Consider the following 15337-nt stretch of genomic DNA (forward strand, 5'->3'; position numbering starts at 1 on the left):
GATACACGGCGACCTCCACCTTGCACTCCTCCAACTCGCCTGCAGCATCATCTGCTTGAGACGACTCAGAACCTCATTCTGAAACGATCAGTTAGTGCCCCTGTCAACTAGGCATGTGTGTCGGTACTTTCGTGGCTGCCACCACTTGTTGGGGTGGCAGTTCCCCGACGTCAAGTTGTCATGCACCTGATGTTTCTTCGCGTTCTGTCCATCCCCAGGGCAGGGCGCACCCCCCATGGAGGAAGAACCGTGCGACAAAAACGAACCTTCAGGTTCGGACATCGTTCCGCCGGCACCGCATCTGCGCTGGTGTCCCTTCTCGCGCTCGTCACAGGCGGCCTGCTCGCCGCGACCCCGTCCGTCGCCGCCCAGCAGTCGCCCTCGGCCTCCCACGTCAAGCAGTTGTGCGCGAAGCCGGCCAAGCCCGGCATGATGCACTGCCTCGCGCTGGCCCGTACGGACGTCAAGCAGCACCGCGGCATATCCGCCGACGCCGCCGCCCCCTCCGGCTACGGCCCCGCCGATCTGCAGAGCGCGTACAACCTTCCGGCCAACGCCGGATCCGGCGCCACGGTCGCGATCATCGACGCTCAGGACGACCCCAACGCCGAGTCGGACCTGGCCACTTACCGGCAGACGTACGGCCTGCCGGAGTGCTCGACGGCCAACGGCTGCTTCAGCAAGGTCGACCAGAACGGCGGCAGCAACTACCCGACCGCAGACTCGGGCTGGGCCGGCGAGATCTCGCTCGACGTCGACATGGTCAGCGCCGTCTGCCCGCAGTGCCACATCCTGCTCGTCGAGGCCAACTCCGCGAACATGTCCGACCTCGGCGCCGCCGTGAACCAGGCCGTCAGCATGGGCGCCAAGTACGTGTCCAACAGCTACGGCGGCAGCGAGGACTCCACCGACCTGCAGTCGGACTCCGCCTACTTCAACCACCCGGGCGTCGCCATCACCGTCTCCTCCGGTGACAGCGGCTACGGCGTCGAGTACCCGGCCGCCTCCCAGTACGTCACCGCCGTCGGCGGCACCTCGCTCAGCCGGGACAGCAGCTCGCGCGGCTGGTCCGAGTCGGTCTGGGGCTCCAGCGCTGGTGGCAACGGCGCGGGCTCGGGCTGCTCCGCGTACGACCCGAAGCCGTCCTGGCAGACCGACACCGGCTGCACCAACCGCACCGTCGCCGACGTCTCCGCCGTCGCCGACCCCGCCACCGGCCTCGCGGTCTACGACACCTACCAGGCCAGCGGGTGGAACGTGTACGGCGGAACCAGCGCCTCCTCGCCGATCATCGCGGGCGTGTACGCGCTGGCCGGCACCCCCTCCGCGAACTCGACCCCCGCGTCCTTCCCCTACGCCAACACCTCGGCTCTGAACGACGTCACCAGCGGAGCCAACGGCAGCTGCAGCCCGAGCTACCTGTGCACCGCGGGCACCGGTTACGACGGCCCGACCGGCCTCGGCACCCCCAACGGCACGGCAGCCTTCACCGGCTGATCCAAGGGGCCGCCACGTGCGGCGGCCCCGACGGATTCCGCGCGCCTCCCGCTGGCAACTCAGCGGGAGGCGCAGTGGGTTCCGCGGTGTGTCAGGTGCCCGCTGATGCGGGTTCCTCCGTGGCCGGGGGGAGGTTGCGGCGGTAGAAGCGGCGGTAGGCGCGGACGGTGGGGCCGTCCGCCGCCGACCAGAGGTCCTTGGCCACCGGGCGCATCCAGCGCAGGATGTCGCGGTCGGCATCGTGATTGCGCCTGACCAGGCGCCACAGGAAGGCCGCCCAGAGACGGCTGGCCGGCCACAGCAGCCAGTCGGGGCCGAGCTTGCGGACGATCAGGCACCACGTCGCGATCGTGACACCGGGCCGCACCGGGCTCACGGCGGCGACGAAGGCCATCCGGGGTGGTTTGCCGTCCGGCGGTGAGACCGGCAGCGGCGTGACCAGCGCGGTGGTCGGATTCGCCATCGAGACCAGGACGTGCGGGCGGAAGTGGTGGATGCGGATGCCGTCCGAGTCGGCGGGCTGAATCCGGAACGAGAAGTGGCGCCCCTCGTCGCGTACCGGGACGGAGACCATCGGGTGCCCCCTGCTGTGCGCGTACGGCCAGTGCGAGGCGTCGGTGACGTGTTCACTGATGGGGAGGAGGTCCGTGTGGCACACGAGGACCTTGCCCGCCAGACGGAGGTAGCGGCGGCGGTCCTCGGCGAAGTCCAGCTGGTCCATGGGCTCCGGTGTCGGAGATCCGTGCCAGAACCAGATGATGCCCGCCCGTTCGGTCACGGCGACGGTGCGCTGCACGGCCCGGGAGGGGATCCTGTTCGCGCCGGGGATCTTCCGGCACGTCCCTTCTGTGTCGAACTCCCAGGCGTGGAAGCCGCAGACCAGACTCTCCTCGCGGACGTGACCGCACCGGCTGAGGTCGGCGCCCATGTGGCAGCACTGGCTGTCGACCATCCCCAGGCGTCCGCCGCGCGTGCGGAACAGCGCGTACCGCCGGTCCATGCAGGTGACCGGGACCACCTGGCCGCGGCGGAGGTGTTTGCTGAAGCGGGCGAAGTACCAGCCGGTGGGGCAGGGCTCCTGCTGTCCGCCCGCACCGGTCGTGTACGGGCTGTCGAGCTCCCGGTCGTATCGCTGCGGCCGTGGGCGCCGCCCCCGCGTCATGCGGTGATTCCTTCCTCACCCGTCGGACAGCTTTCGTCCGCGGCGGCCCGGGGCGCCGGCACCGGGGCGGGCGGGGCGTGGCAGGTGTAGGCCGTGGCGTCGAAGCGGCTGAGCCTGCGGACGAGCCGGCCGGTGGACCAGGGCCAGCAGAAGGTGTTCCGCCCGCTGGGGGTGAAGTAGTAGCTGGAGCAGCCGCCCGCGTTGTACACGGTGGTCCTGAGCGCCTCCTGCACCGCGGCGTTGTACGCGTCCTGGGCGGCCGGTCTCACGTCCATGGAGGTGTAGCCGCCGAGCCTCAGGTGCTTCAACGCGGCGCACATGTAGGTGAGTTGGGCTTCGAGGACGCTGATGGCGGAGGTTGAGCCGGCCAGGAGGTTGGGGCCCAGGAGGAGGAAGAGGTTGGGAAATCCGCTGATGCTGGTGCCGAGGTAGGCCTGGGGTCCCTCCTCGTCCCACGTCTCGTGCAGCGTGCGGCCGTTCGCGCCGTGCACGTCGCGGGCGAGCGGCAGCTCGCCGATGCGGAAGCCCGTGGCAGTGATCACCACGTCGGCCTCGGTCGCGGTGCCGTCGGCGCCGATGACATGCCTGCCGCGGACCGCGCAGACGGCGGTGGGGTGGAGATGGACGTGGGGCCGGGCCAGCGCCGGGTAGAACGTGCTGGAAGTCAGCAGGCGCTTGCAGCCCAGACGGTAATCGGGCGTCAGCGCCCGGCGCAGCGCCGGGTCACGGACCGTCAGGCGCAGATGAGCGCGGGCCGCGGCCTGGACCGGGCCGACGAGCCGTGGGTGGCGGAAGGCGTAGCCGAAGCCCTCCTGCAGCCCGTACTGGCAGGCCCGGATGGTGCGTTGTACGCCGGGAAGATGGGACAGGCACCAGTGCAGGGCGGGGGGAACCGGAAGGTCGGGTCGGGGCAGCAGCCACTGGGCGGTGCGCTGGAAGAGGTGCACGGCTGCCGCCTGGGCCTGGATCGCCGGGATGACCTGAACGGCGGAGGCGCCGCTGCCGACCACGGCCACGCGCCGGCCGGTGAGGTCCACGGAATGGTCCCACTCGGCGGTGTGGAACACGGGTCCGGGGAACTCGTCGAGCCCCGGCACGTCGAGCCGCCGCGGCTCGTGCCACGGCCCGGTGGCCAGGACCAACGCCTTGGCGCTGTAGGCGCCGTCGCTGGTCTCCAGCTGCCAGCGTCCCCCGCTCTGGTCCCACCGGGCCCGCAGGACGTGGACACCGCAGCGCAGCACTTCGCCGATTCCGTACCGGACCGCGGTTGCCCGGAGGTAGTCGTGGATCTCCCGCTGCCCGGCGAAGGTTCTGCTCCAGTCCGGGTTCGGGGCGAACGAGTACGAATACAGCGAGGACGGCACATCACACGCACACCCGGGATAGGTGTTCTCCCGCCAGGTGCCCCCGACTTGGGGAGCCTTCTCCAGCACCAGAACGTCACGGACGCCTTCCTGGCGCAGCCGGATGGCCGCACCGATGCCGGAGAACCCCGCACCGACCACCAGCACCTGCACATCCCTGCCCGCTCGGGCGTCGCACGGCAGCTCAGGCACAAGTGACACGAATACTCCAGGGGCCGACCGAACACCGCCCTCCATGGGCCGGTGACAGGTCAGTGTGCTGGAGGCGGGGATGCGGACCGCCGGGATCACGGCGTGCGCCACTCATTTGGTTGACGGACGGCAACAGGCGTATTCGGCAAGGCGTTTGGGTCCGCGCTCTGGCGAGTATGGCGGGTCCTTCAGCTCTGGCCTCGACTGCCCCCGTCGGTCTATCGGTGGTTGATCACCCGGGGGGACGGGTCGGCCGGGCTCGGTGAGGACGGGGTTGGTTCGTTGATGCCCGGGGCGTGGGCGGGCGGTGCCGGAGTCGGGTCCAGCGGGCTGCCGGGCAGCAGCAGGCACACGGCCACCGCGGTCGCAGCCACACCGAGCGCGGCGAAGGCGACCCTGCGCACCCGGCGCACTCCCCAACTGCGGCCCTGCGGGGGGTCGTCGCGGCGCAGATCGCTGTGTGTGACGAGTGCGCCGCGGGCGGCCAGGGCGGCGCGCACCCGGTCGTCGGTCGCGAACCGGCGGTCCTCGGCGTTCGGGTTCATCGGCCCGCCCCCAGCTTCTTCTCCAGCACGTCCAGCGCGCGGCTCGCGGTGGACTTCACCGTGCCGCGCGAGAGACCGAGTGTCTGCGCGATCTGCGCCTCGGACAGCTCCGACCAGTAGCGCAGCACCAGTACCTCGCGCTGACGCTGCGTCAATTGTGCCAGGGCGTCCAGGACTTGGCGGTGCTCCTCGGCGAGCAGCAGTCCCTCGTCCACGGGCGGTCCGTAGCCCTGGTGGGGCGGGATGTAGGCGCGCGAGGTGCGGCGTCTGCGCAGCACGGAGCGGGCCGCGTTGACCACGGCGGTGCGCAGGTACGCGCCGGGGTCCTGGAGTCCGTCGAGCGAGGTTCCGTACATGCGGCAGACGGCGGCGAAGGCGTCCTGGACGACGTCCTCGGCGGTGGGCAGGTCGTCCACCAGGAAGAGCGCGAGCCGCACCATGTCGAGCCGCCGTGCCCGGTACAGCTCGGTCAGCGTGGGCGGTTCGTCGTCGTACGGCGTGTCGAGGGCCCGCAGATGCCGGCCCCGTACCGGCCTGTCCTCGGTCCGGGGCATGCGGGCGAGCAGCCTGGACCACCAGGGCTGCGCTGCGGGGATGGCGTACTGCATGGGCCTCGATCCGTTGCGGGAGGGCGGGCGGGCCTGCGCACAGGCCCGCCCGCCCCGTGGTGCTGCTGCTACTTCTTGACTCCGCTGCCCGGGTGGATCACCTTGGGCGCGTCTGCGGACGCGGCGGAGCCGGCGGCGGGCTTGGCCGCGCCGGCCGACTTGCCCGCCTCGACCTTCGGGGTGCCGGCGGGCGTCGAGACGCCGGGCTTGGCCGGGGCCTGCGGGGCCGTGTCCCCGGCCGTGGCGACCTTCGGCGCGGCGGGGCCGGAGTCGGCGACGGCCTGGGCGGCGAAGGCACCGCCCAGCAGCAGCGTGATACCGGTGACGGCACCCAGGACCCGGGGGCGGGGGCGGTAGTTCCGCTTGGCGTGCACAGACATGGGACTCTCCCGAGGAGGTGGCGAAAACGGTCTGGAACAACTGGTGAAGGGCGCCTTCAACCCACCAGACGTGCGGCACCCCGTGAGGTTGCGACCACATCCGAGAAAAGTTCACCGTGATTCTGTTCTTCAGGGAGAGGCCGCAGGGCCCCGCCTCTACCAGGGCCGGATCGGCCGCACCCCGGTGCGCCGGCCGTCCTTGTCGAGGAGGTGGCCGATGCGCTTGACAGTGTGCAGGCCGACGATGCGGTGGGTCATGGTCGGCGTCGCCGGAGTCGGTGAGGCGGCGCAGTCCGCGGCGGACGGTGGCGGGGCTGCTGCCCGTGTGGTCGGCGAGCGCGGCCGGGCCTCGGCGGCCGGCGCGTACGAGTGCGTCGAGCAACGCCCGGTCCACGGTTTCGAGTTCGACGGTGGGTGTCGAGTCGGGCGCGCCCGCGCCCGGGGGGCCGATGGCGGTGAGCTGGGTGGGGGCGAGTATCGGCAGGTTCGGATATTCGACTGTGCGGAATAGCGCTCGTGAGCTCGCCGCTGGGCAGTCTGGCTTCGCAGGCGTGGTGCCTGGTTCTGGCATCAACTCTGGCCTTGTCCACCGGAAGGGACAGCAGGTGTTCACCACTTCGCAGCGCCGAGCGCTGCTCTCTCCCCTGCTGCCGCGGCAGGTGGGGTACGGCAGCCGGGACGCGGGCGGGGGACAATACGGATCATGGACTACGGCGTGAGGGAACCAGCTCGGCTCGGACGGACCCAGTTGTTGGACGGCAGGCGCCTGGGCTGGGCGGAGTGGGGGCCGGCCGACGGCACCCCGGTGCTGCTCTGCCCGGGGGCGGCCACCAGCAGGTGGCTCGGTTTCGGCGGTGGTGTCGTCGACTCGACCGGGATCCGGCTCATCAGCGTGGACCGGCCCGGTCTCGGCGCCTCTGACCCAGCCCCCGGCCGGACCCTGACCAGTTGGGCCGCCGACATCCGGCACCTCATCCAAGACCGGGCCCTGCGAGCGCCGTCGGCGGTGGGGTTCTCGCAGGGGGCACCGTTCGCCCTAGCCCTGGCAGCCAACGGCCTGGTGAACGCAGTGGCCGTGGTGTCCGGCAGCGACGAACTCGCCCATCCTCGCTTCACTTACACCCTGACCCCGCAGGTGAGGGACATGGTGGACGCCGTCGCGGCCGACCCCGACGCTGCTGAGGCCTCCTTCGCCAGCTTCGGCCGCGCCGACACACTGTGGGATCTGATCACCACGACGAGCCCCGAGGCCGATCGCGCGGTGTACACCGAACCGGTCTTCCAGCACGCCTTCCGGCGCGCGATGGACGAGGCATTCAGCCAGAGCCCAGCAGGCTATGCCCGCGACACCGTCCTGGCGATGGACCGCTGGCCATTTGACCCCGCCGACATCGCCGTCCCGGCCGACCTTTGGTACGGACAGCAGGACACCAGCCCGGTCCACTCTCCGGATCTGGGTGAATCGCTCGCCCAGATGATCCCGACGGCGACACGCCACCTGCTTCCCGCCGTCGCGGGATCCTTGCTCTGGACACACGCCGAGGCCGTCCTGCGCACCTTGGTGGCCCACGTCCGGTGAAGATGGTGAAATCGACCCAGCTGCGGCCAACTGGCTGGGCTGAGAATCGAAGACTGATAGCAGCCGAAGGCGTGCAGCTCATGATCGACGGGCCACCTCGGCTGCGTAGGCCATTCTGACCGCGCCGGCAGACCATCGTTCGGCCGCCATAGGGCTGATGCCGAGCAGCCGTTTGCAGCACGGCCGGTGGCATCTGTGTGCAGAGGTCGAGCAGGGCAGCGCATCGTCCGGCTTCGGACGGGAGGCCGATGTTCCGCAGACGGGTCGCGAGCCGGCTGCTGGTCAGTGCTCGTCCGGGACGTCGGGTCGGGAGCAGCCAGGGTGCGTTCGTCTCGTTGCTGTTGATCGCGTGCTCGTGGCTGTGTGCGATGTGGCGAGGTACTCGTCGCGGACGGGCAGGATGCCCGCCGCAACCAGCACGGACCGGAACCAGTTTCGGCCTGCGGCCCGGGTCACCCTCGTAGTCCGCCAGGTGTTACCGCCGGTTGCCGTCGTGCAGGATCGGCGTCGGGTGCGTACCGAACCGGTCCAGCAGACGTCCACCCAGCCGTAAACCGGGTTGAACAGGTAGTCCATGAACAACCCCACGGCGCCCTGGTAGGCCCGGAGCGTCGACGGAGCACGGTTGTGGCTGACGACGAGATCGGTCATCCACTCGTCGATGTGCGCGGCTGTCCAGCGCCACGGGCCGCCAGCGGCTGCCCTCCACGTAGTGCGCGCTCACCGTGCTGACACCGCTGCTGTCCCGGCTCGGCGACCTGTACGGACACGGCGGCCGCTGCGCGTGGCGCTCGCGATGGTGGCGGGTGTGCTCAGCGAGCGGCACGCCGTCGCGGGTGTTGACGGCGGTGCCGGTGGCGGTCCTGCCGGACGTGACGGGCCGCGTGGCGGCCGCTTCCACTCCGGCGCGGCTGCCCTGTTGACGGGCGGTCTGGAGTGGGGCTGGGCGTCGGTGCGCTCCTTGGGGATCGCGGCGCTCGCGGTGGCCGTACTCGCCGCATGGGTCGCGGTGGTGCGGCGCGCGGCGCATCCGCTGGTGGGCGTAAGGATGTTGAGCGACCCGCGGCTCGCGGCGGTCAGCGCCCACACGTTCTGCGCGGCGTTCGGCACGATCGGTTTCCTCGGCGCCGGGGCAACGCTCCTGAGAGGGGCTTCCTACAAGGGGCGCCGGGCGGGGCCGCCGGCGTCTCGGCGGACCTGCCCGAACACCACGTCGGCGAAGTGGTTGCCGAAGCCGATCGTGCCGGGCTCCGCCAACTCGGCGACGAGGCGGCGGCGGTGGCCGGCGGACCGCACAGGATCGTGGTCGAAGGCGGAGGACCATTCGGGGTGGTCGACCTGGATCGGCGAGTGCAGGGCGTCGCCGAAGGCGATCAGTCGCTGTCCGCCCGAGGAAATGACGTACTCGGCGTGCCCTGGGGTGTGACCGGCTGTGATCCGCATGCGCACGCCCGGGAAGATCTCCTGCCCGTCCGTCACCGTACGCACGTGCGGCGCCATGGCTGTGACCTCCTCGGTCATGCCCTGCGCCGCCAACTGGTCGCGCTGGGCCCATTCCTGCTCGGACACCAGGTAGTCGGCGTGGGCGAACACGGCCCCGTCGCGGCCCGGGGCAGGGTGCCAAGCCCAGCCGAGGTGATCGGGGTGCAGGTGGGTGAAGGCCACCGCCTCGATCTCTTCCGGACTGCGGCCGAGCTCGGCCAGACTGTCCAGGAGCGAGCCCCCGTGGATCACGCCGCGCGGGCCGTCCGGTGCCGCCGGGATTGTCTGCGGTCCGAAGCCCGCGTCGATCAGCAGCGCGCGGTCGCCGTGCTCCACCAGCAGACTGCCGATGCTCGCCACCAGGTTGCCGGAAGCGTCCAGATACTCCGGGTGGGCGGCCCACACCTCATCGGTCGTGTCCTGGAGCAGATCGCGCGGCCTGAGCCGCACATCGCCGTCCGGCACGAACGAGACCCTCGTGTCGCTCAGCCGCAACGAGCGGATTCCCGCCGGCCGCCGCAGCCGCTCGTTCCGGCCAATCGCGAAGTTCGCCATGGTCCCTCCCACTTCACCCCTGGTGCCAGGTCGTTGCCGCGCCTCGCCGGAGCGTGAACGGACTGGCCCAGCAGATCGCCGATCACGTACGCGAGCGCGCTGTCACCCTGGATCTGACCGCGGCCCAGGCGACCGCGCTGCGGGAGTTGACCGGGCCGATGACCATGCGGGAACTCGCCGAACGCATGAGCTGCGAGCCCTCCAACACCACCTTCGTCGTCGACAAGCTCGAGAAGCAGGGCCTGGTCCAGCGCCGCGCGCACCCCACCGACCGCCGCGCCAAGCACCTTGTCCTGACCTCTGAGGGCAATGCCCTCCGCGAACAGCTCCTCGAACTCCTCGCCCGGGACTCACCACTGGCCGGCCTCACCACTCAGCAACAGCGCGACCTTCACAACCTGCTCGAGCAAGCCATCACCCGTCCCTGAGTCGACGCCGACCAACAGAGATGGGGCTCCCTGCCGCGCCCCGTACGGCCGCGTGCGTCGACCACGGCAGTCCGCTGATCGCCCACCGGCACGGGGCCGTCATGCCGCCTGCCTATGGGTGCAGGTATTGGACGCCCGTCCCGGTGGGGGCGACTCTTGGAGGCATCAGAGGAAAGGCCGACTGAGGCGAAGGGGATGCCGGTGGTTACGGTGGGGAATGCGGCGGAGGCGAACCTTTCATTGGTGCGCCGGTTCTTCGAGTCCTACGCCACCGACAACCTCACCCTGCTCCGCACCGAGGTTCTCGCCCCGGACGCCGCCTGGTGCGTACCGGGCCGGCATCCTCTTGCCGGCTGCCATCGCGGAGTCGACGACATCGTCTCCTTCTACCGCCGGCTCGCCCTGGCCGACCTCCGAAACGAGCCGCTGTATCTGACCGCCGACGACCAGCGCGTCGTGGAGGTCTGCCGCAGCTGGTCGGACCGGTCCGGCGGACTCGACACCACCTGGGTCACCGTGTACCGCATCGACGACGGGCGGATAGTGCAGGCACAGCATTTCGTGTCCGACCACGGCCACGCCGATGAGTTCTTCTGCGACATCTATGCGGCTGCGCCCGCGATGACCGATTGAGAACGCTTCACCCCCTCGCTCACTTCTGGATTTCGATCCCTTTCCGAAAGGACGCAATAGTCATGTCGTTCCATGCCTCTCTGGGTTTCTCCGGCACGTCCGCGATCGTCCGCCTGGCCGGTGATCTGACCGACGCGGAGGTCGCGGAGGTCCGTTCGCTGATCGACGAAGCCGTACGCGTCGCACCTCGTCACCTCGTCGTGGACGTCGTCGAACTGACGAGTCTGGTGCCGGCCGCTCTGCGCTGCCTGGCCTTCGCCCAGCAACTGCTGCCGTCGGGAGCGCAGATGACGGTCGACGGCGCATCCCAGAAGGTGACGGAGAGGCTGCGGATGGCCGGGCTGGAGCGGTCTGTGCGGCTGATTCCCGCTGTCCCTGGTCCCTTCGCCGCCGCAGCCTGACCGCGACGGGCGCCACATGCCCGCCGCCTCGCGCACCCGCAGCCGCTTCGCCTATTCGAACGCCCGGACAACGGCTACGGGAGTGGGGTGACGTACGGGCCCGACGTCGCGCGGCGTGCCTAGGATCCGGGGATGAGGATCATCGTGATCGGGGCAACGGGCACCATCGGCGGGGCCGTTGCCGACGCGCTGGCAGTCGGCCATGACGTCGTGCGTGCCTCACGGCGCGGACCGGTGCAGGTCGACATGGACGACCCCGCGTCGATCGATTCACTCTTCGCGGCCACCCCCGACGTGGACGCCGTTGTCTGCTGCGCCGCGAGCGGCCGGCTCACCCGGCTCGATGATCCGTCGGACGAGCGGTTCCTCTGTGGCCTGCAAGGCAAACTGCTGGGTCAGGTACACCTGGTCCGCCGGGCGATCGGGCATCTGCGCGACGGCGGGTCGATCACGCTCACGAACGGGACCTCCCGGGTTTCCGCCCCCGGCATGGCATTCGGGGCGTTGGTCAACGCCGGACTCGCGGGCTTCGTCGCCGCGGCGGCACCGGAGATGCCCCGGCAGATCCGGGTGAACTCCGTGAGTCCGGGCTGGGTTTCGGAGACGCTGGTGAGGATGGGCCTGCCGGGCTCCGGAGGTGTCCCCGTCTGCGATGTGGCGCGTGCCTACGTGGACCTCGTCGAAGGCAAGGCGCAGGGCCAGGTCGTCGAGCCGGCCGGGGCGCCGTCCGCGTGACGACTCCGCGTCGGCCCCCAGTTACCGCCCAGTGCCCGGACCGGCGCTGGGCGGTGCAACCGGCGGGCCGACGCACGCGGCCGCAGGTGAAGGGAGGTCAGGCAACGGCCTCCGCCACCCGGGCGGACCACTTGTCCAAAATGGCCTGGGAGTTGGCGCGTGTGCCCCCCTCGGCCCAGATGCGGGTGACTGCTTGTACGGAGTCGGGCAGGACCAGTGCCCAGCTGCCGTCGGGTTCGACGATGCGTACGCCGTCGGACGTGGTGTCCAGGGCGTGCTCGCCGCCGGCTTCAGCCACGCTGCGCATGACGGTGCCCTTGACCGACCAGGGTGTGGGTATCTCCCGTTGCAGCACTCGGTCCTCGGGGATCCGTGCCTCGAGCTGGCTGAGCCGGTACGAGGAGTCGGCGAGGTGTCCGACCAGGCTCGCGAAGGCGGCCGCCGCGTCGAACGGGGCGCCGACGCCAGGGATGATGTAGCCGCCGAGTCCGTCGCCGGCGAGGATCGTGTCGGGGGCCGTCGCCGCGTCGGCGAGCGCCGCGGGCGATGTACCCACCCAGTGCACGCGGGCGCCGTAGTGGGAAGCAAGGTCCTCCGCCGTGCGGGAGATGGTGACGGGCAGCGCGATGCGCCCGCCTGCGTGGTGGCGCGCTGCCAGGCAGAGGTGGATGAGGACGGCTCGGCTGTCGTCGACGATCTCGCCCTTGTCGTTGACGAGGGAGAGGCGTTCGCCGACCGGGTCGAAGCGGACGCCCAGGTCGGCGTCGGCCGCGCGGACCATCGCGCCCAGGCGGACCAGTGCTCCGCTGCGGTCTTCCGCCGTTTCGGTGGGGTGTGCCTCGTCGATGCCCGCGTTCACGATGAGGGCGTCCAGGGACAGTCGCCCGATCAGCTCGGGCAGCACGTGGCCGGCCGTGCCGTGGGCGGCGTCGATGACGACTTTGAGCCCGGATCGGGCCACCCGCCGGCGGTCGATGTGCGCGGTGAGCGAGTCGGCGTAGGTGTCGAGGACTCCGGCGGGGTGGGTGGACGTCCCGATCTCACCGGGGAAGGCCCGGCGGTACTCCTGGCGGGCGTAGACGCGGTCCAGTTTGCGTTTGGCGGCCTCGGTGAGATCGGCTCCGTGCTGGTCCAGGAAGAGGATCTCGACCGAGTCGGGTTCGCCGAGGGTCGTGCGCACGTAGATGCCGCCGACCGCGGCGAGCCGGGTCTGCTGGCGCAGGGCCGGCATCGCGACGTTGTCCAGGTCGCGGACGTTGATGGCTGCTGCCTGGAGGGCGGAGGCGATGCCGTGTGCCAGCGCCCGCGCTCCGCGTGAGTGGTCGCTGCCCAGCGCGACGACGTCGCCCTTCTTGAGGGTGGTGGCGTAGGCGGCGGTGAGACGTACGGCGAGTTCGGGCGTGATGTCGACGTTGAGGATGCCTTCCACGCCGCGGCGCCCGAACAGCTGGGCCTGGCCTCGGGTTTCCCACACGACCGAGGTGTTGACACAGGCAGCGTCCTCCACGGTCTTGCTGGGATAGACGCGCACCCCTGCGGTGATGATGGCTTGCGCCCCGATGGTGCAGCTCTCGCCGATCACGACACCGGGTTCGAGACGGGCCGCCCGCATGATGTCGCTGCCGCGCCCCACGACGCAGGCGTGCAGCGCGGCGTCCGGTCCGACGTACACGTTCTCGTGGAGGACTGCCTGGTCGATGACCGCACGGGCGCCGACGACCGCGCCCCGGCCGATGACGGAGTGGCTGCGAATCTCGGCTTTGGCTTCGATGCGTGCGTACGGGCCGATCTGCAGCGGCGGGGTGAGGACGGCGTCGGGGTGGATCTCCGCGCCTTCTCCCACCCGGATGCCCGGGGCGATCTCGAAGCCCGACGGTTCGGTGCGGACGGTGCCGTTGAGGACATCGGCCTGCGCCTTGATGTAGCTGTCGTGGCTGCCGATGTCTTCCCAGTAGCCGTCGGCGACGAATCCGTACACCGGCAGGCCTTCGGCGAGCAGTTTCGGGAACACGTCACCGGACCAGTCGACCGGGACGCCTTCGGCGACGTAGTCGAGGACTTCGGGCTCCATGATGTAGATGCCGGTGTTGACGGTGTCGGTGAACACTTGCCCCCAGGTGGGCTTCTCCAGGAAACGCTCGACCCTGCCGTCCTCGTCGAGGACGGTGATGCCGAACTCCAGCGGGTCGGGAACCCGGGTGAGGCAGACGGTGACCAGGGCATCCTTGTCCTGGTGGAACCGGATGGCCTCGCCGAGGTCGAAGTCGGTCAGCGCGTCGCCGGAGATGACCAGGAACGGCTCCCGCCCCAGCTCGTCGACGGCGTTCTTGACGCTGCCCGCCGTGCCCAGCGGCTGGTCCTCGTGGGCGTAGGCGAGGCGCATGCCGAGTTCGCTGCCATCGGCGAAATGGTTCTTGATCAGGGACGCGAGGAACTGGACGGTCACGACGACGTCGTCGATGCCGTGGCGCTTGAGCAGGTTCAGGACGTGCTCCATGACGGGGCGGTCCGCCACGGGCACGAGGGGCTTGGGCATGCTGGAGGTCATGGGGCGAAGGCGTGTGCCTTCGCCGCCGGCCATCACGACGGCTTTCACGGCGCGGGCTCCTTATTCAGCGAGGTCGCCCGGTGTGGGGGTGGGGCGCGACCTGTCAGGCTCTGAAGGCAAGGGTGTGGGTGGCGCAGGCCGGGGCCCCGGCGCCCCGAGGCGGGGCGCGGGGGCCGTGGCTGTGGTCGTCAGCGGGGCTGCGGACCGATGATCCAGTTCTCCCGGACCGGGACGGTGTGCAGGTACGACTCGTTGACGAAGTTCTTGTAGTCGGCCTCGACGGCTGCCTGTTGCGGGGAGCGCAGGGCGGCTTCCAACGCTTGGGAGCTGTCGAACCAGATGTGGTACGCGGCGTCGAAGGGGGGCTCGCTGATCCCGTACCAGGAATCGCGGGTGAAGGACTGGTAGTAGCGCGTCACACCGGGCACCTGGGTGACGAGAGCGGCGTGGACCTCACGGTTGTGGCGGCGGAACTCGTCGCGGGTGACGCCTTCCTTGCGCTTGGCCAGGACGACCAGCTTCACGCCGGGCTGGACGGTGTCCTGCCCGCTGCCGGGCACGACGATCTCGGTGTCGGTGTCCAGCACGACGGAGCGCCAGAAGGCGGCCCAGCGGGGCTCGTCCAGGCGGGCACCCTCAAGGAACTCGGGCGTCTGCAGCGAAGCGAGCTGCTCGTCCTCGTTCTCCAGCCAGATCTCGGCGATCCCGTCCCACAGCGGCGGCTCGCCGCTGCTGAGCGCCACCGTGGTGTCGACCGCGTACTTCTTGATCTGGGGAATCTTGCTGGCGTACCGGACTGCGTGCTCCTCCACCCAGTAGCGGTGGAACTCCTCCCGGGTCATCCCGGGCTTGGGGGCCGCGAAAATCAGCTGGTGTATCACAGCGATCGGTGTCCTTTCATAGAAGCGTCTGGATGGTTCACACGCGGTAGCGAGCCTTGACGTCTTCGGCGAATCCGAGGTAGTCCCGCAGTGGCCACACCGTCTCGAACTCGAGGTACTCACGCATCGGCAGGCGTCCCAGCGCGGTCCGGTCGAGTTCCTCCGCATCCGGCGATTCGATGATGGCGATCACCCGCTTCTGTGCCGCCACCTTCCAGATCCCCACGCAGAAACCGGAGTCGACCGTTTCCTGGGCGTGCTCGGCCTCTTCCTGCTCGATCTCCCACAATTCGTCGAGCGTGATCCGGCCCTCGTGCTTCCATTTCATCTGGACGTAGAAGAGCATC

Annotated in this window: 16 protein-coding genes and 1 pseudogene; 7 read left to right on the top strand and 10 right to left on the bottom strand. The window is 70.1% G+C overall.

Features of this window, described 5'->3' with window-relative positions:
* The first annotated feature begins 309 nt into the window (after positions 1-309).
* The gene (locus tag ACIQ8J_RS24000) at positions 310-1497 is read left to right on the top strand and encodes a peptidase S8 (protein WP_403274398.1); all 1188 of its coding nucleotides are present in this window, start codon (positions 310-312) and stop codon (positions 1495-1497) included.
* Between the two features lie 91 nt (positions 1498-1588).
* Here ACIQ8J_RS24000 and ACIQ8J_RS24005 read toward each other — a convergent pair whose 3' ends face one another.
* The 6 genes and pseudogenes from ACIQ8J_RS24005 to ACIQ8J_RS24030 all read right to left on the bottom strand — a co-directional run.
* The gene (locus ACIQ8J_RS24005; RefSeq protein WP_403274397.1) at positions 1589-2659 is read right to left on the bottom strand and encodes a Rieske 2Fe-2S domain-containing protein; all 1071 of its coding nucleotides are present in this window, start codon (positions 2657-2659) and stop codon (positions 1589-1591) included.
* On the bottom strand, positions 2656-4224 hold the full coding sequence (locus tag ACIQ8J_RS24010; protein ID WP_403274396.1) for a flavin-containing monooxygenase: 1569 nt from the start codon (positions 4222-4224) through the stop codon (positions 2656-2658). Before ACIQ8J_RS24010 ends, ACIQ8J_RS24005 begins: the two co-directional genes overlap by 4 nt.
* 209 nt (positions 4225-4433) lie before the next feature.
* Positions 4434-4760: a hypothetical protein gene (locus ACIQ8J_RS24015; RefSeq protein ID WP_403274394.1), complete on the bottom strand. Its 327-nt coding sequence runs from the start codon at positions 4758-4760 to the stop codon at positions 4434-4436.
* On the bottom strand, positions 4757-5368 hold the full coding sequence (locus ACIQ8J_RS24020; protein WP_403274402.1) for an RNA polymerase sigma factor: 612 nt from the start codon (positions 5366-5368) through the stop codon (positions 4757-4759). Before ACIQ8J_RS24020 ends, ACIQ8J_RS24015 begins: the two co-directional genes overlap by 4 nt.
* 68 nt (positions 5369-5436) lie before the next feature.
* Positions 5437-5748: a hypothetical protein gene (locus tag ACIQ8J_RS24025; protein WP_403274403.1), complete on the bottom strand. Its 312-nt coding sequence runs from the start codon at positions 5746-5748 to the stop codon at positions 5437-5439.
* Between the two features lie 292 nt (positions 5749-6040).
* Positions 6041-6319: pseudogene (locus ACIQ8J_RS24030) on the bottom strand (AsnC family transcriptional regulator); the annotation flags it as partial.
* A gap of 144 nt (positions 6320-6463) precedes the next feature.
* Between ACIQ8J_RS24030 and ACIQ8J_RS24035 the strand changes: the two are divergent.
* A complete protein-coding gene (locus ACIQ8J_RS24035) occupies positions 6464-7327 on the top strand; it encodes an alpha/beta fold hydrolase (RefSeq protein WP_403607941.1) in 864 nt (287 codons plus the stop codon).
* 725 nt (positions 7328-8052) lie between these two features.
* On the top strand, positions 8053-8250 hold the full coding sequence (locus tag ACIQ8J_RS24040; RefSeq protein WP_403274392.1) for a hypothetical protein: 198 nt from the start codon (positions 8053-8055) through the stop codon (positions 8248-8250).
* Positions 8251-8482: 232 nt separating this feature from the next.
* Here the strand turns inward: ACIQ8J_RS24040 and ACIQ8J_RS24045 are convergent, their stop codons facing one another.
* Positions 8483-9364: an MBL fold metallo-hydrolase gene (locus tag ACIQ8J_RS24045; protein ID WP_403274390.1), complete on the bottom strand. Its 882-nt coding sequence runs from the start codon at positions 9362-9364 to the stop codon at positions 8483-8485.
* Between the two features lie 53 nt (positions 9365-9417).
* Between ACIQ8J_RS24045 and ACIQ8J_RS24050 the strand changes: the two genes are divergently transcribed.
* The 4 genes from ACIQ8J_RS24050 to ACIQ8J_RS24065 all read left to right on the top strand — a co-directional run bounded on the left by ACIQ8J_RS24050 (position 9418) and on the right by ACIQ8J_RS24065 (position 11561).
* Positions 9418-9792, top strand: a complete 375-nt coding sequence (locus ACIQ8J_RS24050) for a MarR family winged helix-turn-helix transcriptional regulator (protein WP_403274389.1) — start codon at positions 9418-9420, stop codon at positions 9790-9792.
* A 243-nt stretch (positions 9793-10035) separates the two neighbouring features.
* Entirely contained in the window at positions 10036-10425 is a 390-nt protein-coding gene (locus ACIQ8J_RS24055) for a nuclear transport factor 2 family protein (RefSeq protein ID WP_403274388.1), read from the top strand.
* A 62-nt stretch (positions 10426-10487) separates the two neighbouring features.
* Positions 10488-10826 (top strand): STAS domain-containing protein, encoded by a 339-nt coding sequence (locus tag ACIQ8J_RS24060; protein WP_403274387.1) that lies wholly within the window; start codon positions 10488-10490, stop codon positions 10824-10826.
* 132 nt (positions 10827-10958) lie between these two features.
* Positions 10959-11561, top strand: a complete 603-nt coding sequence (locus tag ACIQ8J_RS24065; protein WP_403274386.1) for a short chain dehydrogenase — start codon at positions 10959-10961, stop codon at positions 11559-11561.
* A 97-nt stretch (positions 11562-11658) separates the two neighbouring features.
* On the opposite strand, the gene ACIQ8J_RS24070 is transcribed toward ACIQ8J_RS24065, so the two are convergent.
* The 3 genes from ACIQ8J_RS24070 to ACIQ8J_RS24080 form a co-directional block, all read right to left on the bottom strand.
* Positions 11659-14157 carry a sugar phosphate nucleotidyltransferase gene (locus ACIQ8J_RS24070; RefSeq protein WP_403274384.1) on the bottom strand — a complete coding sequence of 833 codons (2499 nt, stop codon included), beginning with the start codon at positions 14155-14157 and terminating at the stop codon, positions 11659-11661.
* A 140-nt stretch (positions 14158-14297) separates the two neighbouring features.
* Positions 14298-14990 (bottom strand): EthD family reductase, encoded by a 693-nt coding sequence (locus ACIQ8J_RS24075; protein ID WP_403274382.1) that lies wholly within the window; start codon positions 14988-14990, stop codon positions 14298-14300.
* A 37-nt stretch (positions 14991-15027) separates the two neighbouring features.
* A complete protein-coding gene (locus tag ACIQ8J_RS24080; RefSeq protein WP_403274380.1) occupies positions 15028-15336 on the bottom strand; it encodes a muconolactone Delta-isomerase family protein in 309 nt (102 codons plus the stop codon).
* Position 15337 lies beyond the last annotated feature (1 nt).

The sequence above is a fragment of the Streptomyces sp. NPDC094147 genome, from assembly GCF_044764265.1.
In the GTDB taxonomy this organism is placed as follows: domain Bacteria; phylum Actinomycetota; class Actinomycetes; order Streptomycetales; family Streptomycetaceae; genus Streptomyces.

What these genes read in the sequence shown, in the direction of transcription:
- ACIQ8J_RS24005 (WP_403274397.1), bottom strand. Translation starts at nt 2,659, where the DNA reads ATGACGCGGGGGCGGCGCCCACGGCCGCAGCGATACGACCGGGAGCTC.
- ACIQ8J_RS24020 (WP_403274402.1), bottom strand. Translation starts at nt 5,368, where the DNA reads ATGCAGTACGCCATCCCCGCAGCGCAGCCCTGGTGGTCCAGGCTGCTC.
- ACIQ8J_RS24015 (WP_403274394.1), bottom strand. Translation starts at nt 4,760, where the DNA reads ATGAACCCGAACGCCGAGGACCGCCGGTTCGCGACCGACGACCGGGTG.
- ACIQ8J_RS24045 (WP_403274390.1), bottom strand. Translation starts at nt 9,364, where the DNA reads ATGGCGAACTTCGCGATTGGCCGGAACGAGCGGCTGCGGCGGCCGGCG.
- ACIQ8J_RS24065 (WP_403274386.1), top strand. Translation starts at nt 10,959, where the DNA reads ATGAGGATCATCGTGATCGGGGCAACGGGCACCATCGGCGGGGCCGTT.
- ACIQ8J_RS24060 (WP_403274387.1), top strand. Translation starts at nt 10,488, where the DNA reads ATGTCGTTCCATGCCTCTCTGGGTTTCTCCGGCACGTCCGCGATCGTC.
- ACIQ8J_RS24025 (WP_403274403.1), bottom strand. Translation starts at nt 5,748, where the DNA reads ATGTCTGTGCACGCCAAGCGGAACTACCGCCCCCGCCCCCGGGTCCTG.
- ACIQ8J_RS24080 (WP_403274380.1), bottom strand. Translation starts at nt 15,336, where the DNA reads ATGCTCTTCTACGTCCAGATGAAATGGAAGCACGAGGGCCGGATCACG.